General features: G+C 45.8%; 18 protein-coding genes and 1 pseudogene. 1 reads left to right on the top strand and 18 read right to left on the bottom strand.

Translation table 11 applies throughout. The features are described from left to right. Window positions 1–339, top strand: a pseudogene (locus tag CWE07_RS14430) (hypothetical protein); the annotation flags it as partial. Window positions 340–602: 263 nt separating this feature from the next. On the opposite strand, the gene tenpIN reads toward CWE07_RS14430, so the two are convergent. The 18 genes from tenpIN to CWE07_RS08350 form a co-directional block, all read right to left on the bottom strand. Next, a complete protein-coding gene (gene tenpIN / locus CWE07_RS08435) occupies window positions 603–1,082 on the bottom strand; it encodes a type III toxin-antitoxin system TenpIN family toxin (RefSeq protein WP_111569458.1) in 480 nt (159 codons plus the stop codon). Between the two features lie 495 nt (window positions 1,083–1,577). Continuing rightward, window positions 1,578–2,384 (bottom strand): hypothetical protein, encoded by an 807-nt coding sequence (locus tag CWE07_RS08430; protein WP_111569457.1) that lies wholly within the window; start codon window positions 2,382–2,384, stop codon window positions 1,578–1,580. A gap of 22 nt (window positions 2,385–2,406) precedes the next feature. Then, window positions 2,407–3,141, bottom strand: coding sequence for a M48 family metallopeptidase (locus tag CWE07_RS08425; RefSeq protein ID WP_111569456.1), 735 nt, complete (start codon window positions 3,139–3,141; stop codon window positions 2,407–2,409). Window positions 3,142–3,143: 2 nt separating this feature from the next. Next, window positions 3,144–6,431, bottom strand: a complete 3,288-nt coding sequence (locus tag CWE07_RS08420; RefSeq protein ID WP_111569455.1) for a type I restriction endonuclease subunit R — start codon at window positions 6,429–6,431, stop codon at window positions 3,144–3,146. Between the two features lie 9 nt (window positions 6,432–6,440). Beyond that, window positions 6,441–7,379 carry an Abi family protein gene (locus tag CWE07_RS08415; protein WP_111569454.1) on the bottom strand — a complete coding sequence of 313 codons (939 nt, stop codon included), beginning with the start codon at window positions 7,377–7,379 and terminating at the stop codon, window positions 6,441–6,443. 162 nt (window positions 7,380–7,541) lie between these two features. Further along, on the bottom strand, window positions 7,542–8,909 hold the full coding sequence (locus CWE07_RS08410) for a KAP family P-loop NTPase fold protein (protein WP_111569453.1): 1,368 nt from the start codon (window positions 8,907–8,909) through the stop codon (window positions 7,542–7,544). Further along, window positions 8,906–10,156: a restriction endonuclease subunit S gene (locus CWE07_RS08405; protein ID WP_111569452.1), complete on the bottom strand. Its 1,251-nt coding sequence runs from the start codon at window positions 10,154–10,156 to the stop codon at window positions 8,906–8,908. Before CWE07_RS08405 ends, CWE07_RS08410 begins: the two co-directional genes overlap by 4 nt. Further along, entirely contained in the window at window positions 10,146–11,684 is a 1,539-nt protein-coding gene (locus tag CWE07_RS08400; RefSeq protein WP_111569451.1) for a type I restriction-modification system subunit M, read from the bottom strand. The genes CWE07_RS08405 and CWE07_RS08400 overlap by 11 nt, the downstream gene beginning before the upstream one ends. Window position 11,685: 1 nt before the next feature. After that, entirely contained in the window at window positions 11,686–12,315 is a 630-nt protein-coding gene (locus tag CWE07_RS08395; RefSeq protein WP_111569450.1) for a restriction endonuclease subunit S, read from the bottom strand. Between the two features lie 36 nt (window positions 12,316–12,351). Continuing rightward, a complete protein-coding gene (locus CWE07_RS08390; protein WP_111569449.1) occupies window positions 12,352–12,636 on the bottom strand; it encodes a DUF3884 family protein in 285 nt (94 codons plus the stop codon). Between the two features lie 188 nt (window positions 12,637–12,824). Then, a complete protein-coding gene (locus tag CWE07_RS08385; protein ID WP_241974107.1) occupies window positions 12,825–13,718 on the bottom strand; it encodes a bacteriophage abortive infection AbiH family protein in 894 nt (297 codons plus the stop codon). Then, on the bottom strand, window positions 13,715–15,325 hold the full coding sequence (locus CWE07_RS08380) for a Tn7-like element transposition protein TnsE (protein ID WP_241974104.1): 1,611 nt from the start codon (window positions 15,323–15,325) through the stop codon (window positions 13,715–13,717). The genes CWE07_RS08385 and CWE07_RS08380 overlap by 4 nt, the downstream gene beginning before the upstream one ends. Next, window positions 15,322–16,830, bottom strand: coding sequence for a TnsD family Tn7-like transposition protein (locus tag CWE07_RS08375; RefSeq protein WP_111569447.1), 1,509 nt, complete (start codon window positions 16,828–16,830; stop codon window positions 15,322–15,324). The genes CWE07_RS08380 and CWE07_RS08375 overlap by 4 nt, the downstream gene beginning before the upstream one ends. After that, the gene (locus CWE07_RS08370; RefSeq protein ID WP_111569446.1) at window positions 16,831–18,495 is read right to left on the bottom strand and encodes an AAA family ATPase; all 1,665 of its coding nucleotides are present in this window, start codon (window positions 18,493–18,495) and stop codon (window positions 16,831–16,833) included. Continuing rightward, a complete protein-coding gene (locus tag CWE07_RS08365; protein ID WP_111569445.1) occupies window positions 18,495–20,573 on the bottom strand; it encodes a Mu transposase C-terminal domain-containing protein in 2,079 nt (692 codons plus the stop codon). The genes CWE07_RS08370 and CWE07_RS08365 overlap by 1 nt, the downstream gene beginning before the upstream one ends. After that, entirely contained in the window at window positions 20,557–21,384 is an 828-nt protein-coding gene (locus CWE07_RS08360) for a TnsA endonuclease N-terminal domain-containing protein (protein ID WP_111569444.1), read from the bottom strand. The genes CWE07_RS08365 and CWE07_RS08360 overlap by 17 nt, the downstream gene beginning before the upstream one ends. A gap of 148 nt (window positions 21,385–21,532) precedes the next feature. After that, the gene (locus tag CWE07_RS08355) at window positions 21,533–23,425 is read right to left on the bottom strand and encodes a J domain-containing protein (RefSeq protein ID WP_111569443.1); all 1,893 of its coding nucleotides are present in this window, start codon (window positions 23,423–23,425) and stop codon (window positions 21,533–21,535) included. Window positions 23,426–23,505: 80 nt separating this feature from the next. Then, complete coding sequence (locus CWE07_RS08350) at window positions 23,506–24,186, bottom strand: hypothetical protein (RefSeq protein ID WP_111569442.1); 681 nt, start codon at window positions 24,184–24,186, stop codon at window positions 23,506–23,508. Window positions 24,187–24,195: the final 9 nt, after the last annotated feature.

Here is a 24,195-nt window from a genome sequence, read left to right as displayed (position 1 = left end):
AACGGTGGTCATCGCCACAGAAGACGGTCGACAGTGGAAGCTGCCTCCCGGTTTAGTGCGCTCCATCCGCGAAATCTAATACGGCAAGCCTGCGCGCCGTCAATAACGCCTTCAAATGAACGCTTACTCCGCACCGGACTCAAGGCCCATAATCAGACCTTTCCGGATATGAAGAAAAAGCCGTGTCAGAACCCGACCGCTCGCTGGGTATTTCTGTGCTTCAGCGGGCTCCACGAACTGACCGTCGGAGAAGGGCCGCCGCTGGTTGTAAACCTCCAGCCCCGGCAGCAGGTAATTATTGATGTGCTCGGCGAACGCTACCGACGATTATATTCCTGAAATTGGTGCGGAATGTCGGTTCGATAACTTCGAGGGGTTTGGCGTCCTTCAAGCTTCATTTGGCTATGGATCAGATCGAGACGGTGAAAATTTTCATTTCGATCTATGTCAGGCATGTTTTGAGCGGCTCGTGGATACGGTTGAGAACTTAAGAACCGCTCACGGTGTGAGAGCTTAGATATCGTGGTTTGCACTCAGACCCTATCTGAAAATTTTTGGTTACCAGCTACAAGCTGCGTGTTAGATTAATTAACCTAATGGGCTTAAAGACCAAGCTCCACGTGATAATTAACTAGGGTGGTGTATTTATACTCAAAGCTCTTTAGGATGTTCACATCTCGAGCTTTCACTGCTGAAATATATCGCTCCACATACTTGCTAAACTGCTTGGTGATATGCTCCTCCAAGCCTACAAGCTTCTTTCCTGCTGCTTTACTTTTTAGGAGAAATACTTCACCCGAGATATATTTTCTATCTTTAATTAACAACGCTTTCGAATAATCTAAACCCATACCCTTGACGTTTTTACGTTGTCTATCGACCTCAAGAATTAATGATGCGTTATGCTTAATAAATGAGCGGGCGGGAATTGCAAACGTTAGCTTATTAATCGAAATTTCAACTATGCCATGCCCTCTGACTTTAACATCGCGCCAAGCATTCAGCTGCATGTCAAAGTCCAAGGCCTGCAAAACCTTTTCGTTATCAGCGTAAAAGGATCCTGATAGCTTTCGAAGTTCCATATTTTCTCCATACAAAAACCCCAGTATAAATACTGGGGTTTCGGTAGCTTTATACAAGGAATTTGGGTTTTTAACGTGGGGATGTTCCTACCGCCACAACAAACAAGGAATTTGGGTTTTTAACGTGGGGATGTTCCTACCGCCACAAGCTACAGATTGAATTATGAACTACTTTCCACTCAATTACAAGCCTTGAATACTTGCTAGTGCCTTACATCCCATCGAACGAATTTTGGTCACAAAGATGTTAAACTTTAATGTTAGTTTAGCATCTTTAATGTTTATAAAGATCTTTAATGTCCACCCACACTGCGTGTGGCGTAGTAATAAAGCTTCATACTCAGCGCTCTGTAAGTTGCTGATTTTTCGTTACCGAGATTTAGCACTGAAAAAATAAAGTATCATACTCAATATTGGCCACAAATCTAAACCTGCCGAAGTTCGTGTAATAAAGTATCATACCAAAATCAAGTATTGGCGTTAAAATCGAGATGCTCATGAATCAAGTGAACACTTTTCCGTCACCGCAATTAACTCAACAGAAGCTTCATATACCATTTTCACAGCCCTGGTCACTTTACTTGGCTCGTTTATATTGCACACCATAGAAATCGGTTTCTCAAGATATTTGATAGATGCCTGTGCATCCACAACTTCTTCTAAGAAAACGTCTGAAAGACCGCCTTTTTCTAAGTACCTAGCAATTAACAACCTTAATTTTGCTAGCTTGACAGCGTATCTATACAGCTTCTCTCGGTTGTACTCCTCTAAGCGTTCATTAACATCGAAAAAATCATTCCAGTTAGTATCAACGACGATAATGCGCTCCGGGTTTTCTCCAGGTGCACTATCACGTAAACCTCCATGAAATAAGTCCCAATAGTACATTGTTGCAGTTATTGAATCGGTACTACCCGGAAGTTTTGACTGTTCGATTGAGAATGCCTTATTGTGAGCCTCTAGGTCATCTTTCACCTCTTTGATAGCAGAACGGAACTCATTCAAAATAAACGCTTGAGTGCTTGCTCGTATAGCATTTGTATTGTCATGCTTTTGCAAAATCATCGACAGCGTGAGAACAAATAAAGTTGCAAATGCCAACGCTATACCTACCGTACCAGTAAGATAATTTCCAAATTGCGCTAAGTGTTCAGGTTTTTGGGCCAGGGCCCAATCATGTTTGACCGCAAAATAGACATATATAAGCAATACTACCACACAAGAGGCTACCACTACCGTTAGCACTGCTTTGGTTAGATCTATCAATGTTTTGAGAGTGTTTGTGCTTTCACTGTTGCTCATCTATATTTTCCGTTTCCGTACTTCAACTGTTAAAAACCCTCCCAGCCATCTGATCGAGCCGCAGCTTTACCTTTTCCCAATTCGGCATCACTTGGCTCATCAACCGGTAAAAGCGCTCACTATGGTTGTGTTCTGCAATATGGCAAAGCTCGTGCAGTATCACGTAGTCGATACATTCTCTCGGCGCTTTTACTAAAAGTGGGTTTAGGGTAATACGCCCCTTCGGTGAGCAACTCCCCCATTGGGTTTGCATTGTGAGCACTCGGATAGGTGGTCGGTTTTCAACCCAAAGTGCTTGCTCCAAAACGGCATCTAAACGTTTCTGAAAAACATCTTTGGCACGGGCTTTGTAAAACTTTTCTAATGCGAGCTTAACGCGCTCTGGTTGATTTTCTCGAATACTGACATGGATATACCCCCGAAGCAGCTTCGCAGAGCGAGGCGCATTCGGATTCAGCTCAACTTTCAACATATATCGCTTACCAAGGTAATAGTGGCTCGCACCACTCACGTACTTCCTTGGGTTCAAATGCTCTCGTTGCTGACGAAACTCACGTAACTGTTGATAAACCCAACGCCCACGTTTACGCACGGCGGCTAAAACGTCTTTGTCCGGAGCGCTCACGGGTGCCGAAACATGCACGGTGCAGTCTGGTTTCACCTTAATGGTTACTTTGTTGGCTATACTTTTAGTGTCTCGCCGGCTAAAGGGAATCCATTCGTCCCCGTAATGAAAGCCTTGAACTGCAACATTCATTGCTATGCGTCCAACCGGCCCACACGAACAATTTGAACCACCGACTCCACAATGCGTTTTGCTTGATCAATACCACCCCCTAAACTTTTGCACTCGGCAAAAATCAGCGGTAGTAAGCGTTTGCGAATATCGGCTTCAATGTTTCGTGGGTTAATCGAGTTTTCAGAAACCGATTGGCTCACTATTTCATCCACTTTAAAAGCAAGGCCAGTCCATTTTCCCTGGGATTGTTCATCCATCAACGCAAATGCTTCAGGTAGGTTTTGTTTAAACACGCCATAGTAACCTTGTGCATGTTTATTGGTGGCAAACACCTCGGGCATATCCTCTAAGCGACGGGCTTGCACCTGTGCTTCAAACTCATGGAACAGCATGTACTGTTTTAATGGATGGTCAAACAGCTTTTCTGCTTCTTCAATAGCTTGACGTAACAGTTTGGAGAACGCTTCTTGTGCGTAGGGATCGTCGCGCAGCTCTTGCTCTATGGTTTTGGTAATGCGCGTTTTAATAATGTCTGTTTCATTACGCGTTTTATCTTCGCTCCATTCTTCTGGGCTGGTGTTTTGGCCCATTTTACCGACTTCATAAACCCCGTCAGCGTCGCGCACACTTACACCCATTACATGTTTATCAAGGAGCTTTTTCACTTCAGCTGCGTATTTGTCGTAACTTACTTTTTCTCCTGAATCTTGCTGCACCACTTGGCGAAGGCTTGACAGTTGCTTTACCGCTTCTTTATAAGTCGCACGGTCTTGATTAGTAAAACTGGTATCGTCAAAAAAGCTTTTCGATTGCAAAGCTACTTTTAAACAGCTGGCGAAGTTGGTAAGTGCCTCATAGAAATCCTCGCGGATTTTCAGGTTTACATCTACAAACTCTCCTTTGCGCTCTTCCATGCGAGGAACGAGCACCTGCTTGAGCGCTTCAATATCAGATTTATTCTTCACACCATCGAAAATACTCCAAAGCTCCTTATAGAGCTGCGGTAACCTTTTATATTCGGTACTCATCTGCTGATATAAACCGTCAATATCATTGATGTCGTAGCCGCCTTGCGTGCGCGACGCTAGGTCTTGGTAATCCTTAATGGTCGTATCGAGCTCGGCCAAAATACCGCGATAGTCAATTAACAGCCCAAATTGCTTGTCGGGATGTAACCGGTTTACCCGCGCAATGGCCTGAATCAGATTATGACCTTTTAAAGGTTTGTCGATGTACAGCACCGCATTACGTGGCTCATCAAATCCGGTGAGTAATTTGTCGACAACGATAATAATTTTTAGCTTGGGATCATGCGCGAAACGCTCAATTAAGTGCTGGGTATACGTTTGCTCATCACCACCGCCCACAGTCTCTTTCCACCACTTGGTGACTTCAGGCATGGCTTCGTCGTCAACAGCCGTATTACCCTCACGTGTATCGGGAGAGCTCATTACAACCGCAGACTCAAATAAGCTCACTTCGTCAAGATAACGCTTGTACTTAATAGCGGACGCTTTGCTGTCGCAGCAAAGCTGGCCTTTTAACGTGTCACCAATGTTTTTATCGAAATGGTGGGCAATGTCATAGGCAATCAAACGAATGCGATCGTCGGCACCATACACTTGACCACGTTTCGCGAACTTCTTCTTGAGGTCAGCTTTTTGCTCATCACTTAAACCTTCAGTGATGCGCTCGAACCATGCATCAATCGCACGCTCACTTACGTCTAAATCGGGTATCCGCTCCTCATACAGAAGTGGGGTAACGGTTTTATCCTCTACTGCGCGCTGCATGGTGTAAGCATGCACAATAGAGCCAAATTTATTAGTGGTCTTATCGTTTTTTAGCAGTGGTGTACCGGTAAAGGCAACGAACGCGGCTTTTGGAAGCGCTTGCTCCATGCGAATGCTATTTTCACCACCTTGGCTGCGATGGCCTTCGTCAATCAGCACAATAATATCGGCACTTGGGTTGTAGCAATCTTTGAGTTTGGTTGCCGAATTAAACTTTTGAATCAGCGTAAAAACAATGCGTTCTTGGCCCTTACCAATCTGCTGCGCTAAGCGTTTGCCCGAGGTCGCCATGGCAGACTCACGGTCTTTCTTACTAGCAATTTCACCGCCAGATGCAAAGGTATCCGATAACTGTTTTTCCAAGTCGACGCGATCGGTGACTACAATCACCCGACATTGTTTGAGCTCCTCATGAAGAATGAGCGTCTTAGATAAAAAGACCATGGTAAAAGACTTTCCGGAACCCGTGGTATGCCAAATCACGCCGCCTTCACGACCACCGTTTTTCTTGCGTTTTTGAATGCGCTCTATCAAGCGTTTAATCCCGAATACCTGTTGATAACGGCCAACAATCTTGCCAATTCTCTTATCGAAAATAGTGAAGTAACGCACCATATCGAACAATCGGTCGCGAGAGAGCAAGCTAATCAGCAAGCGGTCTTGGCCGCTCAACATAAGGTCGCCACCTGCCAAGAGATTTTGATACCACGATAAATCTCGCGGGTGTCGGTGAGCAAGCAGCTGGTTTATTTGTAATTCAGTGTGTTTCGCATTTTTAAGCGCCAACATTTGGGTATCGTTGATATCTTCTTCAGTCCAGGCAGCCCAAAACTTCTCCGGAGTTTCCACGGTACCGTAGCGCCCGTCTGTGCCGTTAATCGACAGCAACAGCTGTGCATAGGCAAACAAATGAGGAATTTCGTCTGGGCGCTGGTTGCGTAAGCTCTGCGATATGCCTTCGGTCACGGTCGGGCCTTTCTGAGCATTGCCATCAGGCCGCTTGGCTTCAATCACCACCAAGGGCAAGCCATTCACAAAACAAACTAAGTCGGGACGCCTCGAATCGAGGCCATTGGCGCGAGTTACCGAATATTCTTCGGTAAACTGAAAAACGTTGTTCTCTAAATCATACCAATCAATTAACGGAATAGTGGGGCTGACACGTTTACCGTCAACGAACTCGGTAACCGACATACCATAGAGTAAATGGTTATAAGTTTTTTCGTTGGCATGGCGCAGCCCCTCATTGAGTGCAGGTGAGCAAAGCTGCGAAATAATAGTGTCGATTGAGTTATTGGAAAGTGAGCGTTTTTCACCCGCATACATAAATGTGCGCTTGGCCAAAACTTCACGCAATACTTGGCGCAATACCACTTGGTCTTGCTTGTTTCCACGCACCAATAGCGCTTCCGCTGGCGGCAAAAATTCCCACCCCAAGTTCGCTAACAATGCCATTGCAGGCAGTTTAGCCGCATATTCTTCCTGAAATTTCGGGGTGCTACTTACGTTTTCCATTGTTTTACTCTATTTTACGGCCAGCCAAAATTCATCTTCAAACCAATCGTTTGGAATACCATAAACCTCAAACTTTTGGTCCACACGCTCAACAATATCAAATAATCTGTCTAGCCACTCACTCTCGGGGAATATCCGTTCAAGTAGATACCAAATTACACACAAATAATTAAATAAGCATGGTTTCTCTCGGATAGGCAGTGCTTTGTCTTGCTTGGGCTGTATTGTCAGGTGCCTCCTTGCAAGGCGGCCATGGTGTGCGCATAAATTCCGCAAATAAGTTAGCGCGTGCAGCCACGATGTTAGGGTCGCTGGAGACAGGTCTAAGCGCTTAGATATCGCTTTCTTATCTCTACTCACTGCAAAATGTGCATATATAGTTGACCATGAGCCCAATGAAAGTACTTCAGCGATCATCCAGCCTGGAGGGTATGGTGGTTCGTCATAACGTGAGTAATAATGCTGAATAAAGAGCTCTCTTTGCTGTTGCTTTTCAGAGCCATCTAATGCTGCCTTGGATGTATCGACAGCGATTTTCTTCAACAGCTTTTGATGCTTGAATTTATCGCTTTCGACAAAGTTTGCTGAGTCCATAAACCAATGTGCATTCTGGTGTTGCAAGCACATGGTGTGATTAACGAGATTACGTACCCCAATCTCAATTTCACCCAGTGCCTCAAGGATATGGTGGCGTAAAAGAACATCATCATTGTAGAGCTTTAAAATATGTTCGAAGCGAGTACCCGCTAGGTAAGCGCCCAAGCGCACCCCATCAGACGAGTAGCACTCAAATGGCAAGCCATAACCCACAAACCGATAGTAACTAATCCGTTGAAGCTGCATTAGGGCAGCGTTATGGTCATTGATGATCAACCCCCTAAGCTCAAGTTTTGCAACTAGAGCTTCATAGTCAAGGGGTTGTTTGGAAAAAACACGGGATTCAGGCATAAAAAAACCCGCACTGGTACGCTTGAATCAGAGGCGTTGCGGGTGTTGTTACCCTGTAATATAGCCCCAGATGGGAAAATTTGCAATGTTCGCCATAGAGTCTGCGATGTTCAGCAACACATACCGTTGTTTTCATGCATGTTCCTTATGTCATTTCATCGATCATGTACTAGCGCCTAAACTGAACGCAACAATTGCATCTCTAAGCGTTTCAATTGCTTGGCCTTCGTCTATGCCCCAAGGCCCGAAAAGGCTTTGTCCAATTTGCGCTACGCTATCTCGATAATCACCGGGAGGTTCAGCCGCCGCTGTCGAACCTTCAATGTCCCTGCAGATAAAATAAGCAATAATACTAATAGGACTTTGAAAAAAATCCCGACTTTCAAAATCATCTACTCGAATTAAGCCTAACCCCGCAGAGAGGTTCTCCTCTCTTAGATTTCTAGTCAGAATTAATCTTGTTAGTTCAGCATCAAAGCAATATACAAATACAGCAAAAATACTAATTAACGTATATCCAAAGTGTTGTCTGTCACTTAATCCTTGAGTGAGTTGGTGATAGATTTCTAGGTGACGAACGAATGTTTCAACCTCGCGCAATGACAGTTCGCGATTAGACGAGAGCTCTTCGGCAAACTGTGCAACTCTATTTTGAGTTCCAGCAATTTTAGTGCCCTCTAGAGTTTTGCTCGCTGAGAGCTTTGCACGGAGATGCTCGATTGATGCTTCCCGCTCCTTTGAATATGAGTCACCACTTTGATTAAATCGCTCTGGCAAAACACACCGAAATTTGATGAATTTTTCAAGATAACGTTTCGCATCCTCGCCCACACCATACGCATGATGAACGGCTGAAGTAAGCTGCTTCATGTTCGTTACTAACACAAATTGTACGCCGGTTACGTCGAACGTATGCTTTATCAGTTCTAACATTTGCACTGCAAAATCGGGGCGACACCGATCTAGTTCGTCAATAAAAATAACGATCGGCTTTTCTTCTGCAATGCTGGCAAGGGTGTCCTGCAATGCATTGATATTTGCCTCAGCCTCTTCGTGATCTTTTAGTATTGTGCGAACTGCAGAATCGATAAAATCATCGGAGGCTTTATCGAGCTCCTGCGAAAAATCGGCTGCCAACGTTTCCGGATCAGTGCGCAAAAAATGACTCACCAGTGCCTTTCCTGCAACCTTGGCTCCAAAACGTAAAACTGGTAAAGCCTTCTTGCGTAAGTTTTCTTTTTCGCCACCATCGACTAATGACAAAATGGCGCTCAGAATTGTCATCAATGGGTCATCTGCATGGTCAGCCTTAAACGCATCAATATAAACCGCACGAAAATCACTCGTTGATTCCAATTTATTTTTAAGCTTGGTGCAAAACTCCGTTTTGCCAGTTCCCCAATCGCCATCAATCACTAGGGGAGAAATTTCAATCTCTGACCTCAATAGGCTTATCAACTGGTCAGCGACCGGCTCTCGCCTGAATTCATCACGGGATGCAAAAGTCATATCCTTGTCAAGTTCTTTCATGCAGCAACCTCATCAACTTTCACACGACGTTTGCCGGTCAACAGCTGCTGCATCAGGGCCTTTTTCTCTTGCTTCAGGGCATCCAGCTTTTGCTTCAGGGCAGTGATTTCCTGATCGGCAGCAGAAAGCACGGCAGCGATTTTTTGTTGTTCTTCAAGACTTTGCGGTACACTCAACTTCGTGGCAAGAAATGGTTCAATTTTTACTGCCATCCTTTCTACAAGTGTTCCCTCTACCATTGCAGCAAATCTACCAATTTGGTCTGGCATCATAAGTTTTTGCGCAATAAATTCTAGCGAAGAATTATTTTCATCCTTCAAATGCAAAACCTCGTAGATGGGGGATACAACAACAGAGTGATCAATTCTGCTGAAATTTATTGCGCCCCAGCGCAAGTTAGCTGGGTTGTAAACGATATCATTTGGCTTTACTAGCTTATATTTCTTCTCATCAGTATTTTTAACCAGAAACTCCCGGTTATAACGAGCTGATTTTGGCGTAATTCCATCTTCAATAGTAAGAGAGAACAGTGGTATATCTTCTGTAGGAACTTGTTTCTCCTTTCTAACCTTTAACAGATCGGAAACTTTCAGCCACTTCCACTCCCCACTGAACCTAACCTTATTCTCATCCAATAGGCGCTTTTTACCGGAAAGCAATTGTTGCATCAGAGCTCTTTTCTGCTGCTGGCTATTGGCGAGCAGTTGTTCGGTGGTGGTGATGACCTTATCCCAGGTTGAGATAATTAGGGCGATCTTCATTTGTTCAGGAAACGGAGGGATAAGCCCAATAACCGAACACAATCGTTCTGGCGAAGTATGCTTCACTTTTGTTCCGGTCGATTGTTCTGTAATCTGCTTTCTTGTTGCTGGGGCATTGAAAAGTAAGTATAAGAACTCAATAAGGACTTGTTCTGGCGCTGTAATCTGAACTAAGCCTAGCCGTTGGTTATGCAGATATTTGTTATTTTCTGGAACAAAAAGAGCGCTACCCAGAAGACCTTTAGCTTGCTCTGTCATTGCTAGAAGCATATCACCCTTTTTTAGCAAGTACCCATCCGGTACGTCTCCAACATAGTATTTTGTCTTCTCACCTTGGTCTCTAAAGCCGCCAGATTCATTAAAGCTACCTGGAGTAAGCAAAATGAAATCACCGCGAGCAGCAAAAAACTTACTTTTGAAAGCAAACCCGTGCCTAACCTTTATTAATCCGTGAAGGTCTCTTTTTTCCCATCCCTCAGGCACCATAACCCAACTCCTCGAGATACTCGGCCATCTGGCTCTCCAGTTCAGTCAATTGCGCTTTCAGCTGCTCGCGCTCGGCCCTTACCGCCATAAGGTCAATTTCTGCTTCTTCCTCAAAGGTATCGACGTAGCGGGGGATGTTCAGGTTGTAATCGTTTTCCTGAATTTCTTCGAGGGTAGCTAAATAGGCGTACTTTTCCACGCTTTGGCGAGCGCGGTACGTATCCACCACTTTTTGAATGTTCTCGTCGCTGAGCTGGTTCTGGTTTTTACCCGACTTAAACTCACGCGAAGCGTCAATGAACAACACCTTTTCGTCCGTTTTGCTTTTCTTAAACACCAAAATAGCAGCCGGAATACCCGTGCCGTAGAACAGCTTCTCCGGTAAACCAATTACTGCGTCGAGTAGATTTTCATCAATAAGCTGCTTACGTATTTTGCCTTCCGCCGAGCCTCTGAAGAGCACGCCATGGGGCACAACCACACCCATGCGACCACCAAGTGTTGACGACGAGCCCGGCTTCAGCGTTTCAATCATGTGCAGGATAAAGGCATAGTCGCCTTTGGTTTTGGGTGGCACGCCACGGCGAAAGCGCCCAAATTTATCGTTCTGAGCGTCTTCATGGCCCCATTTGTCTAAACTAAAGGGCGGGTTTGCAGTCACGATATCAAACAGCATTAAATCGCCGTTTTTGTCGAGTAGCTTAGGGTTGCGAATGGTATCGCCCCACTCAATTTTGTGGTTATCTTCGCCATGCAGGAACATGTTCATCTTCGCGAATGACCATGTTGAGCCAATCGCTTCTTGCCCGAACAGCGCATACTGCTTGCTACCATGATTCGCCACCACCTTACGACCACACTTCATCAGCAAGGAGCCAGAGCCGCATGCGGGGTCACAAATGCTGTCACCGGGTTGCGGGTCGAGAAGCTCGGCAATTAAGTCCGACACCTCCGGCGGCGTATAGAATTCCCCGGCTTTTTGCCCGCCACTCGCGGCAAAGTTCTTAATCAAATATTCATAGGCATTGCCGATGACATCAAGACTGCCAACGCGGCTGGGTTTAAGGTTCAGCTCAGGCTTGGAAAAATCTTCGAGTAGGTGGCGCAGAATATCGTTCTTTTGCTTTTCTTCGCCGAGTTTATCGGTATTGAAACTAATGTCTTGGAACACGCTCTTGCCGGCGTCTTTGAGCTTGGTGCCATTGGCTTCTTCAATAGCATGTAAGGCTTGGTCGATACGCTCGCCATTACCCGGCTCATACCGGCGCTCATACAACGCGTAGTAACTTGCATCCGGCGGCAACACAAAGCGCTCATTCTTCATCAGCTCTTCAATTAGCTCCGGTACATCGCCATGCTCAGCTTTATACTGGTCGTAATGGTCTTGCCATACGTCCGAGATGTATTTTAAGAACAGCATGGTTAATAGAAAATCTTGGTAGGTACCCGCGTTTACCGTGCCACGGAAAGTGTCGCAGGCGGCCCATAGCGCTTTATTAATTGAGTCTTGGCTTACTTTTTCGTTCATATTAGTTCGTCTCCTTGAGTAATTGCTGAAACAGGCCTTTCATCATTGTCTCACGATTCGCGAGAAGGGCGTGGGTCAGCTGTTTTTCCTTTTCCCACATGCTATTTAAGTGCAGGATCTCGTTTTGTCTTGTTCGTGCCGGAATTGGAACATGCACTTGCTTCACCGCCGACGCTTTCAGTAACCGAATATTGGTGCCTTGGCTCTCTCCCAGCAATGCTCTTTGTGTTTCTGGCTCATTCAGCAACCAACAAAGAAAGTCCGTTGAGATGTTACTTTGGTAGCTTTCTTTTACTGTAATCACCAGAAACTGACTGCTGACTACAATAGGTAAGCTTGCTTGCGCTGGATCCAGTTGAAATGCCTTTAAAAAGCTTCCTTTTGATGGCAGTAAAATACTTTCCACCTGTAAAAATGCTTTATCCTTACCTTGCCAGCTTATTTGCGGAAGATCACTCACTTGAATCACCGTTGACTGCGTTCCGTCCCAAATTTGACGCGTGTCTTTCAACTGAATAATGTGTGTATTGCCATGTTTAGCCTCGCAAATACTCTCACGAAAGGTAAACCCCATACGAACATCAGCAATGCTTCCAAGCGGCACGATATTGGAAGTGATTTTTTTAGTCATTGAACCTCCTTGAATGCGCCATCCTTGGCGCGTTGATTATGCAGCTCGACCAAGCGTACTTTGCAGCCAACGAGTTAAAGTGCCGTCCTCATCGAGATTTCGCCACGCAGCTTCTCCTGTCAGCTGAGTAACAAGCAGGCCGTCGTCATTGTCCATAACAGCCGCTAAATAATCCCGTATTTGAGTTGCTGTCATGTTTGATTCAATTATCCAGCAGGAATTGAGTACATGAGCCCACTTTCCTAACGATTGAATTTTCTCGTGAAGTCGTTCGTAATTACGCTGATTTCTTAGGTCATAATTTATCTGATATACTTTCATAGTCTATTTACCTCGTAACTTTTGAAGGGTTATTGGTTAATGACGGCATTGGCAGGAGGCAACCTGCCAATGCGCCTTCCTAATAGCGGACTCGAATAAATGCAGTAGAGCCGCTACAGAAATATGATAGGTGAGCAGAGTTTGTTTGTCAAACTTTATTTTGCAGTAACATCAATACTGTATATTTTTCACTGTGCTAGCGCCTGGAATTCGATTGTTTTTTCATCAACCCCTAGGCTTGCCATGGTTTGCTGATGTCGTCGCTTTTCTGATTCTGAGTAATAACTAACATACCAGCGAGGTTGGCCAGCAGATGTCGCATCTGCAACAGCCTTGAAGTAGGGCAGATCCACCATTGATAGAGAATGCCCCAACACATGTATGGTTTTGGTGTAAGCAATACGCTTGAAAAATTCAGCATTGAGGCTGAGTATGTCAGCGGTCGGCTTGAAGGTCGATTCAAAGTATCCGTTGATGATTTCCTGCCCCTCTAAAACTCTGACATCTTCCATGTTTGTAAAATCATTTCCGCTCGAGAACCGGTGCTGAGGGCTCCAACCGTGGCCTAAAACTATGCCGTCTTCACCATCGTAAATAGAGCCGTGAATTTGCAGAATTTGGTCATCCTCAATGCTATAGAAATCCTGAAGAACTGGTGTGTAATTGAAGTTTAAGAACAAGCTATGATCGTCATTAAAATGAAGCTTCTGGCTATCATCAATCTCGTTCGTTTCAATGCTACACAGCCACTCATAAAAATAGGCTTTGAGCTCTGAAGACACCGACTTAACCACCAGATTCATTTCATACTGATAGTCATGGTGGAAAGAGTCACTCCAGTCGTCGTCACCGCAAGACTTTAAAAAGTAACTCGCTTCGTCAATTAAGGAGTCCTCATCAAAGTTTGCAAAAGCCTCTTCCAAATTGGACCAATTCCCTCGTAGGCCACACAGATACTTTTCTGCCGTTACTACTAGCTGAGGTTTTCGCTTCAAAACAAAAGCTCGGAAATCTTCGAACCGTGTTGGTAGTCCATGATGGAGATCAAAGCCATTACCGATGATAAAAACCCTTTTAATCACAAGAAGAGCCCACGCTTTAATAAATTTCTGCGCACGTTCGCAGCCCAACGCTCAATATCGCCTATAGCTATCTCTCCAGCTTTTTGCGTTTTAGGGTGCACGATAAAGGAGTGATTATCCGCGCCGCAAATTTCATCCAAATAAGCCTTTGGCCAGTTTAACGAGTTCTTGAGAAGGCGGGCTTCAAATTCGCTTCGTTGCTCAATGATCTTATTTCCAAAAGGAGCGTTGACTACTTTAGTTGACAACGGTTTAGCTGCATCTGACATGTCGACCTCTAACAAATAGAAACTTGCCTGATCAAAGCTTATTTTTACGGCAGTCCAAACTCTAGGAGTGCTATCATCGCGCATTGTGTGGCCATTGCATCGCCCAACTTTAGGCAGTTTTCGCGTACCTAACTTGACGACATCAAAGTCATGCGCCGACTCAAGAATCTCCAGCATTTTAAAAAAGCTAGCGAAGCGGCTTTCATACAAAGCAGTATCCTCTGTTTGGTCATCAAGCCCATCCCAATCAGCAGACGCTAGATTTCCATCTGGCCCTTGCTCCTCGGTGCTCACTTCACTTGAAGCCTGAGCGCTATCTCCATCACCTCGACTGCCCGAGCTTTTAGTCTTTGTAGCCGTTTTACGGGTATTAAACGGCTTCGCGAACTCAAACGTCGTGGCGTTACCCTGCAAAATCACTGGGTAATTCTCTTTGCTCTCACCACTTTCATCTTCAACTTCGTGTTCTGGTGCTCGCTCAGCAGAACCACCACTTGAGCCGCCATCTGGTTCCTGAACAAAGAATTTAGGACTAACGAAGTCGACCTCTTCTGGGACATTGGCGGCGATATTTTCAATGCCCGAAACTTCATAAACGAAAAACGTATTTGTGTCTCGGTCCCAATTACCTCTTACTTTGAGCCTTGCTCCATTCATGGACGGCGGCTCAAATTGGAAATCCCAAATTCGATATAAGCCTCGGCTTTTACCGGTTTCTAATTGTCGCTGACTGATACTTTCATACGACCGACGCGCTTCAGGATCGAGGAGCACCCAAGCCAAAAAGCGGCGATAGCTATAATCTTTAAACATGTTGTCTGCACAGGTCGTATGCTCTCTGACGTGCACCGCAACGTGCTCAGGATCGTGCTCGTCGTACTCAATTCCGAATTCGCGGTCTAAAACCCCATGATCAAGGCAGCTACGTGAGAGGTATACGTTTTTGAAAAACAGTGCTCGCGCCATTTCGAACTGTGGAATAAATACCGTGGTACCGCTTTCAAGCGGTACCACAAAGCACAATTGTTCTGCTTCTTTTTTCAGCTCTCTCGGCCATGCCGGGCAGTTGTTAATGGCGTCAACTTCCCAGTTTTGAGCATTCTCGACATTGAAAGATAATGTTTCACCCTGGAGACTGTAATTTTTAGTGGGTCTGAGGACATTCTTTCGAACGGTAATGGGAGCCTGAGACAGAAGGAGTATCGTTTTGTTTTGGTCGAACGGGTACACGCTTAGGTTAATTCCCCAGTTCTTATGCCCGTTCTTGCGAAAAAGGGACCCTATACCATTGAGCCAGGTGTCGTCGGTGAAACCCTTAAGATTATCTTGTATATTCAATGTCCAATGATCTCCTCAAGCAAATACTTAGCCTGCGGTGTTAAGCGCTCGTCACTCAAACCCGCCTGTCTCAGCACTACCCACCGCTTAACATCCTCATCAGAGCTCACCAGAGACGCCACAGCCGCCGTTATACGACGTACCTGGCATTCCCATACCGACTCAGGGTAAACCGCTAAAAATCGTTTACAGAGGGGTAACTTGTTTAAATTCTTTTCAACAGTGGACTTATTCGAAAGCTGGTTCAGATACCAAACCGTCGAGCGCCTAGACCCAGTCAGTTCTCTCTCTGCGCCATTCATAACCCGAAAAAAGCGTTTCACAGTCTTCAGATCTCGCTGACGCCAGTCAACTCGGCTTTGGCTGTGTGTTTTACGCCCTAAGTAGGTCCGGTTCACCGTTAACAGCCAGTCCCTGTCATTTCGGTAAAGCCAAGCATAAATTGCGGCTAATCCGAATTTCCGCGCTCCTTTGGTACCTAAACGCTTGAGTCCATTAAGCCACTTCTCACGATTTACTCCTACTAATTCTGATGCTGCCGGCGTCACTAATGGCTTAAACATTCGTTTGGGTACCCTGGCTTTGTTTACACTCGTTAAAACTTGCTGAACACTTAATTGAGGACCGAGAAAAGCATGCAACACTGCAAGGTGCTCTAAGTAACTAAATGCTTTTCTGTGCTTGCGGAAAATCGCTCGCAACCAGCAATATTCACTATCACTGATCGCCAAGCCGTGGGTACCAAGCCAGTTTTGTGACCAAAAATTAGTCACACGGTCAGCAATTTGCTCATACAAAACATGTTGTCCCTTATTCATGCCAAAGTCACACGCTAATGACTTGTAATAACTACCCCATTGTTCAATTGAGGGCGCTCTGGATTCCGCCATGTTCAAGAGCTGGTGGATGCTGTGTTGCAACGTCAAACCTTGCCTCGAACCCGTTACTTGCTGGTATGCCGGGCATACTTTACGAGAAGCAGGCCAATACATGTGCCGCATTTTACTGGTTCTAGGGACAACAGTTGTCTGAAGCTCCCCATGCTTTGGACAGCAATCAACTCCAGCGACTTGCCATTCGCGATGCCAATAGCACTCCCCATGCTGCGCCACTTGCTCTTCGATGCACATCGGGCAGTAGCGTAAAAAAGTAGGCTGACGTACTCGTGAGGCTGCGAATCCCGTGCTCAGATGCACTGTGCTTTTAGCGTCACTCACTAGTTGTTTAGCCAACTTTCGTCGCCTGTTTTCACCATTAAACCATGCATACAAGGGGAATAAGGTGTGTTTGTACAGAAGTGATTGAGGGGTTAACCCGCACTCTGTCGGGTAAAGTCCACTCACTTGACTTAGATGACCATGAAGATCGGTGGTTGCAATAAGTTTCGTGTTCCCGAACACTTCCCGAAGAAGCTCCTTGGGTGAGGTTATCCCGCTATGAATCCCATGCCTAGCTATGGTGCTGTAGATGAGTTCACCCTCGTAAGGTAGCGGAAATCCAAGCATCTAACTCACCTGCTTCAGCCTGGACTGAATATCAAAAATATCAGTGCCTAATTGTAAGTCGTTATAAAAGCTTGAACTTCTCTGCGAATACTTAAAGCGAAGGTCGTCAGAGCCAAGTTCATGCCATTTACTTGATTTAATGCTTTTTGGCTTGGACGCCCGAATTTGGGTTTTCGACGGCTGAGGCTCGGAATACCAAGCCAGTACAATTTTCGTCAGCTCAGGCAACCCAAGGGTTGGATGCTCTTTAAACACCCGCTCTATTAGAGGTGCGAGTAGGGTTGAGTCACAGTCCATGGCTTGCAGCATATTATATAATCGCAGTGCCTTTTCATTGTTACCGAACGACACTTCTGTTTTCTTTTGTTCTTGTTGCTGTTCAATTAAGTGGCGTAGTTCCAGCAAGCGCTTATCTATTGAGGGAAGGTGCAAATCAGAGTATTTAACGATTAAATCAGCATCATTACGCCGCAGAGCATCAAGCATCGGATGTACGGGAATTAACTCATCGTCATACACTTTTTGCAGCAATTCAGGGGTGATTCGTTCAATCCCAGTCGCAATTGCTCGAAGCTGCGCAAGCACAAAGAGTTTAACCACAATATCCAACACCCCTTGAGACAGGCTGTACCAGCGTTCTCGCGTCGCATCATCAAGTGTTTCGCTTCTGTGCTTAAGCCACTGATACTTCCAAAGCTTATTGGTGAAGGCCTCCCATTCACTCAAACGAGCCTTCCCATTGCTATCTACTCGTGCCTTATTCGGGCGCTGCATGGGTTCCCAGAATAAAGAACCAAAGCCAGCACTTCTACGACCAGCTTGCAGCTCCATTTCGAAGATTGGTCTAGCTTTCGGCGTTCCCACCAGTACCACGGGTACACCGATAACATTCACGAGCGCAACAAAGAACTCAAGCATCGCTTCTTTACTGACTGAACGCTTCAAGCCTAAGCGTTGTACTTCATCAATCACCAATACGCCGAGCGCTTTCTGAGTTGCGAACTGACCCATTAACGATAACAGAACTTCGGTACCATGGCGTTTTCGCGCGTATTTCTGTTCGTAATCCTCATCCAAAGTACGATCTACTTCTCGGAAGAAATTCAGGCATAGACTTTTCAATGAACCATCGCTTGGGCATTCAATACGCAAATAGGGCAACTGCACAAAATTGATATCTGAATGAAAAATGACAGGGGGATAGGTCGATAAAATTCGGTTAACCGTGGTGCTTTTGCCGCTTCCTGAGCAGCCTATCAACGAGAGGCATTTGGCAGTGGAGTTTGTCTGAGCAAACCTGAAATTGTTAGAGGCACCGTCCATGATTCGCTGGTAACCATCCTGCATCTTTCGATTTAAACTGCCGTCTTTCGGGTTTCTACCCACGTAGCCTGCTCTAATCATTACTGAGAGCTTTTCTTCAAGTTGCCGGTGAATGGATAGCGGTTGGAAAAAGTCATCAAGCAATGAGGCAATTTCATGCGCTCTTTGATGAGGCTCGGTAAAACAGTCCTTGGGGTCAAATGTTACTGTACCGGTCAACTGTGACTTCAGCGCCTTCAAGTCCATGATTGGTGGCAACGCTTCGATAAGCGGGTTACCCCGGTATCTTGAGACACCAGGATCTTTATACACTGCGGCCACAAAATTATCGGGTAACGGCATCAGTCATCATCTCCAAAAAGCTCGTCTACATAATCGGGATAATCCAGATCTGGTGAGCTGTCTTTCAGTGGTATCACATCTGCTGGTTTTTGGTGATGTGGCTCTGGTCTTACCGCTTTGCTTTGGCGCTCCAATTGCTTTTCATTTGCTCGATTGTCTCGAATCGCCCGAACTTTCTCGCTTTTGGGAGTACCAGTGTCGGCGGGACTACTCGCCTGTGCCTGAGCGAGTTTCTCGATCACAAACTCTTCGTGTTGCCGGCGAGTTTGTTTAGCAGCAATTTTTGCCGCTGCGGCGGTCTTTTTCTTTTCCTCTTGAATGCGCCAGACATCCCAGAACGAACCACCTCGGAACTCCCGAGAGCGTTCCGTCAAACTACACGTCCAATATTTATTGTTGCCCATTTCATAAAATAGGTGAATCTGATCCGCAACTAACGGGTCATACGCCGCCACCATTTTGCCTGGTCGTTTCACTGCTTTCCCGCGATGCGTCCAACCCATGCGGAGTATTTCTTGCGAGGTGTAGTGCAGACCAAAAAGACTAACGCCTTGTTCAGATACCGTCACTTGGGCGCGTGGCAGCAATGCAATACGTAATGCATCACTATCAGTTCGATGAAGTCGGCCAGTGCGATTCTGAATACCCCAACGCCAAAGTTGTAAGGGTATATTCGGCAAATCAGTAGGCATGTCGCTATCACGATCGTATTTATCCAGGACGGCAAACTGATTATGTTGAAGCACAGATGACAGCACGATTTGAGTAAAGTCTGTGACCGTCAACTTTGCGTCCAGCCTGTAATCGACGCCGCCGCGCTTTCTAACTAAGTTGCCCGTAACATGCCCTGGCATAAATGCACCGAACGATGCATGCATGGTTCGAAAATGTCGCTCTACAATGCCCTTGGCATCACCTCGATAGGGTGGCGTATTCTCTAGGCGCACTGCAAAGCTATTCTCGAGGTTCTCAATCTGGTGACCTAACAGCTCCCCCCTGTCTGCTAAGATCGCATCTGGAAGGCCAACACAAGGCCAGTCCTCATCAGTAATGTCAAATCCAAGGTTTTGGCAATACTCAACTTTGCTTGTTGCAGCCATATAAAGTGCCTGCATCGCTGCTGCGTATGATGGGTTCTCAAACCCGATATACATACCAGCTACCATGCGAGTGAAAACATCCATGACAAAGTAAACTACCGGGCGGCCAACTATGTTTCGCCTATCTGAGTCAGACACGAGGTATATATCAGCAATCGTGGCGTCTATTTCATAGCGTGAACCCGGCCCTTGGACCTGTGTATTTGCTGTACTGTGGAGCGGCCGTATATCTTTACTGAAATCCTTTGCGGACGCTCGTTTTTGTAACGTTTCTGGTTGCAGATATTCACGCTTATAGAAGTGGCGAAGTTGCCAAATACTTGGAAGATCTTCCTCCGGTACGTCAGGGAAGTACGTTCTATACATCGACTCAAGACGACGATGCGCATAGGGAAATGAGTGCTCTTTATCATTGAGAATGAACTTATCAATGGCGATTCTGAATAAGCGTTCAGTTTCTTGGTCAATAATCGCACCCACGCCCGGCTGGTGCTTTCTGGGACGCCCAAGCTTTTTGCCTTTCGCTACTCGTTTTTTCCCTTTACCACCAGAGTTTTTGTAATCAGGAAGCAACGCATTTGGTATTTGACCCCGCTGCCAATACTGACGAGCAAGCCGGTACACCGTCTGCTTGGTTGTCTGATTCTCCGTGACAATTTTTTCAACAATTGGGCCGCGACGTCTCGGCACATAAAATTCAGATAGTGAAATTAACGGTGCAAGTATTTCAAGGTTTCTATCTCGCTTTTGGCACGCGACAGAGCCTTCAGCGGGCGATTCATACTTCAATTCTGAATATGGATCCTCAACGCGCTCAAGAGCACCGCTATCAATGAATTCAGGGATTTCGTCCAGCAACATAAGCTCCGGAAGGGCTTTAGCATTATCAATATCTATCCAGACTAAGTATCTCGGTAGCAACTCCAGCACTCTGTAGCAAGCGTCATGAAATCGAAGTACCTCATTGATTTGAAACACGGTACACCTCTTGAATCCGGCGACTATCTGATGCACTTATTTGGCTGGCTTTTAACTTCCTTATTGGTGTGAAAAAATCAAAATCGAAATATCGTTTTGCAAGAAGAATCCTGACTTCACCCAGCGACTCGCCCGGCTCCAGGTCATAGGCCGTATCAAGCTTTTTACACACTTCTATAATCGTTTTATTACCAGCTTGGCTAAAGTGATGGTGATAAAACTCGATTTGCTCTAATGGCAATTCTTCCTCTTCTGTTCGGCGACCAGCAGGGTATAGCCATTCGACATTGGCCAACACCGCTTTTGGTACCTGCTGCTCAGTAATGAGGTACCAGGGAATGCCTTTTTCAACCCAGTAACGACGTTCGAGCTCCAGTTTTTCAACGGTACGTTCGTCGTCGAGGGCGTTCATGTACTTCACCTGAAGAGCATACTTTGGCTCAGACTCTTTTGTTGTATTAACCAAAAAGTCGGTCGACATAAAGTGGTCAGTGCCTTGCTGAGCCGGGTGCCTTATACCGGCGTCTAAAGCTAACTGTTTAGTAAGCGATCTATCGAGCGGAAATTGTTCGCGAATATCGGTGACTTCAGGCAGCCATTCGAGCAGAAGAAATACGGCAAGTTCAAGATCAGAAAGAAGGTGGTGGGTACGTTGAGATTTGTGACCGAAGATACGATGAACTCGACCAAGAGAGGGGAGATCTCGAACAGTTAGCCATGGCCGATACCCCGAGCCTTGTCCACTGCCACGCCCCTCCTTGACCCATTTGAGAAGCGTTTTCTCGGATATCTGGTTATTTTTCTTCGGCATACCGTTATTCCCGATTCCGCCAGTAAGCTATGTTAGTCAGGGAGTTATGTGTATGCAAATTTATTACCTGTTAACCTGTATATACCTAGTGACGGGGTGTATGCAGAAATTTGTTTAGGTTAGGTGCTTGAGGTTTTCGACTACCAGTTTAATCTACTCGAAACTTCCTCTTACACCTTAATACACGATAGCTTTCATATCGAAAGCCCCTGAATTTCAACTTGATGTTGCCGAGTTGTACAATCACTCCATTGTCGACAGCATGAATGGCCCGTATTGGATCTCTCACATTCAACTCGCCAGCTTTAATACCCGCTGGAGTAAACCACTGGAGCCGCTTATCTGTAAGTAACCCAAAACCAGCTTTCGTAACGAGTAGCCGACCCTGCTGGAAAACGTCCAGAAATCCTGCAAGCTTGGTATCATCTTCTAAGACGTAAAGTCGTGTCGAGGTGAGAAAGTAAGTGTATCGACCAATATTAACGATTTCGCTCGGACAAATCCCAATATCGTACACCACCTTAGGACGGCCCTCGGGTGAAACTAGAATTACTTTACCCGAGTAAGTAGCCAGATAAGCTCCACCGTCAGCGGAAAAACTTGCCATATAGACCCAATCTTGAGGCACTCCACCGGTTATTGTCATCTCCAGCCGAAAACCGTCTAACTCCACAACATGATCGGGAGCGGAGCGAGCGAAATAAGTAACATCGGACTCTTCATATGCCAATGTGTTCGGGTCGACACCAGTCAAAACCTCAAATGCACGATTTAACGCTTTCATCTTCTCGGTGGCAGTTGGATCGTTGGTGTTACGGTCTGGATGATGGGATAGTGCCACCTTGCGGTATTGTCTCTTTATATCTGCAGGATCTACAGGGAGCGATAACCCAAAAAGCTGTAGAGCTTCCTCAACCTCCTGAGCTACCCCAAAGCGCTGACTACGACCCACAACACGCTTCCAACCTTCTTTCAAAGGCATCACGAGACCCCACACCGTACTGCCATCGAGTGCACAACACCATGCCTCATCGGCTAGCGTAAAAAGATACCGATCCCCCTCAGGAGAAACGTCCACAGCTCTCACCTGAGATTTGAATTCCCCCCAATAGTTGGTATCAATGCTCTTGAAGTGTTCAACCACCCGAGGATCCTCGCGAAGATTGGATTCGATTACAGTCCTCAGCTCAACGTCATAGACATAAAGTTGCCCATTGGAATCCATGATCGCTATACCAGTACCAGCAGTACCTGTCCCTGTTCGATAGACGTCATGGGGTAACGTTTTTTCGTCAACAAGGCATCCCCGCCGGTCTATTCGTCGAAGCACGCTTTTCGCTTCTGAGCGATCCGAACTGGCCCCGGTTCGGTCAAGCAACCAAGTTCCTTTTGTATCAATGGCTGCAATAATGAAAGCAGGGTTTGGCCGCTCATCACTCTTCAGCTTTCGTTCACCTATAAGGTCCCAGGCCGTATCCTTCGAAACAGTAAATAATGGCAATGACGAGGGGTTCGCAACATCAACTGGCTCAAAGTCGTGCTTCTTTCCTGCCTTCTCTATATCTTTCAAAATACGATTAAAGCGGCGTCGGTCAACATCTTTGACGTATTCCGGAACGCGCTCGAACATTTCGACGCATTGCTTTGCTGCTGCAACCAGTTGCCCTGACTTCATCCGCTGTAGAATAAGCTTGACGTACGCTTTGGCGATAACATCGCCAACTTTCCCTTGTCGCTGTTCTGGAGATAGGTCATTGGCGAGCTTCACAACTTTGGTGTGTTGCTTTTTAAATCCTGCCCGAAAAACTGGACCAATTGAGGGGTGATCATATTCACGTTGAAACTCGTCCCGACCATCAACCTCCCATTTATGGGGCGATGGCGGGAGAGGAATATACTCGGCATGTGACCAGTCAAGCTCATCAGGACGCTCTCGCCTCCCAGCTGTTCTCTTCGATTCACTTTCTACTCTATCTAGCTCTTTTGAATCTTGAGCTTTTGGGAATCTTCGCTTTCTGAATATCTTTGAGAAAAAGCTCAAAAGTTGACATCCTTACGTTCGTTAATTCTCAGTAACACCATTGCAAAGACAGACTGTTAAATGACGTAAAAATCCAGTTGTCATGCAACATCGAATATTCCATATAAATCTTGAATGGACTGCTCTGAGCTGATCATTCTGTCTGAGTCCTTGATATAACGGACTATTGGTGCAAAAGTGCATCCCCATTGTTGGAAGTTGTAACGTGTAGAACAACTGTCCCGACGCTCTTCTGGATTAAAACACTTACGAAAGTAACTGATAATTTCGCTACCTGACAGACGCCAATGGTCTGTATCCTCGGCGTTAGCCAAAGGGCAACACATCAGTGCGCGAATGCGTACTTCATTCTCCACTAAACCTTTCATTGAACTATTTGCATCTACGCCGTCTAGCAACAATGGACGCAAATCACTGGCTAATGAATTCAGTTTTCCCTCTGGAAATAGGCCGGACCACCTAAGTATAGAAATTAAAGCGGAGGGGTCGTTTTTCCACGTTTCATTAAAGCTAATTCTTTCAGGGTCATGTTTAACTTCACACAAGATTAAATCTATTTTTCCATCGTTAGCACCAAGAAACTCGGATGGTTCAATCTGTCGCTCCGGTTCCCGATAATGCGGGTGACGGACAGCAATACAATCGACTTCAGTCCGGGCTTGCCCCCAATCGTCAGAATGAACAATAAACCCTGATGTGAAGTAGCCGTTTAAACGCAAATACAACTGAACAAGAATTTCATCTACATCAGATTTTGTCATTGTAATTGC

It is taken from the genome of Aliidiomarina maris, assembly GCF_003987335.1.
In the GTDB taxonomy this organism is placed as follows: domain Bacteria; phylum Pseudomonadota; class Gammaproteobacteria; order Enterobacterales; family Alteromonadaceae; genus Aliidiomarina; species Aliidiomarina maris.
The sequence above is the reverse complement of the archived record's forward strand: the minus strand, read 5'-3'. Positions and strand labels throughout refer to the sequence as shown.

Excerpts from the sequence above, each read along its gene's own strand:
- tenpIN (WP_111569458.1), bottom strand. The coding sequence starts at position 1,082 with ATGGAACTTCGAAAGCTATCAGGATCCTTTTACGCTGATAACGAAAAG.
- CWE07_RS08430 (WP_111569457.1), bottom strand. The coding sequence starts at position 2,384 with ATGAGCAACAGTGAAAGCACAAACACTCTCAAAACATTGATAGATCTA.
- CWE07_RS08425 (WP_111569456.1), bottom strand. The coding sequence starts at position 3,141 with ATGAATGTTGCAGTTCAAGGCTTTCATTACGGGGACGAATGGATTCCC.
- CWE07_RS08420 (WP_111569455.1), bottom strand. The coding sequence starts at position 6,431 with ATGGAAAACGTAAGTAGCACCCCGAAATTTCAGGAAGAATATGCGGCT.
- CWE07_RS08415 (WP_111569454.1), bottom strand. The coding sequence starts at position 7,379 with ATGCCTGAATCCCGTGTTTTTTCCAAACAACCCCTTGACTATGAAGCT.
- CWE07_RS08410 (WP_111569453.1), bottom strand. The coding sequence starts at position 8,909 with ATGAAAGAACTTGACAAGGATATGACTTTTGCATCCCGTGATGAATTC.
- CWE07_RS08405 (WP_111569452.1), bottom strand. The coding sequence starts at position 10,156 with ATGGTGCCTGAGGGATGGGAAAAAAGAGACCTTCACGGATTAATAAAG.
- CWE07_RS08400 (WP_111569451.1), bottom strand. The coding sequence starts at position 11,684 with ATGAACGAAAAAGTAAGCCAAGACTCAATTAATAAAGCGCTATGGGCC.
- CWE07_RS08395 (WP_111569450.1), bottom strand. The coding sequence starts at position 12,315 with ATGACTAAAAAAATCACTTCCAATATCGTGCCGCTTGGAAGCATTGCT.
- CWE07_RS08390 (WP_111569449.1), bottom strand. The coding sequence starts at position 12,636 with ATGAAAGTATATCAGATAAATTATGACCTAAGAAATCAGCGTAATTAC.
- CWE07_RS08375 (WP_111569447.1), bottom strand. The coding sequence starts at position 16,830 with ATGCTTGGATTTCCGCTACCTTACGAGGGTGAACTCATCTACAGCACC.
- CWE07_RS08370 (WP_111569446.1), bottom strand. The coding sequence starts at position 18,495 with ATGCCGTTACCCGATAATTTTGTGGCCGCAGTGTATAAAGATCCTGGT.
- CWE07_RS08360 (WP_111569444.1), bottom strand. The coding sequence starts at position 21,384 with ATGCCGAAGAAAAATAACCAGATATCCGAGAAAACGCTTCTCAAATGG.
- CWE07_RS08350 (WP_111569442.1), bottom strand. The coding sequence starts at position 24,186 with ATGACAAAATCTGATGTAGATGAAATTCTTGTTCAGTTGTATTTGCGT.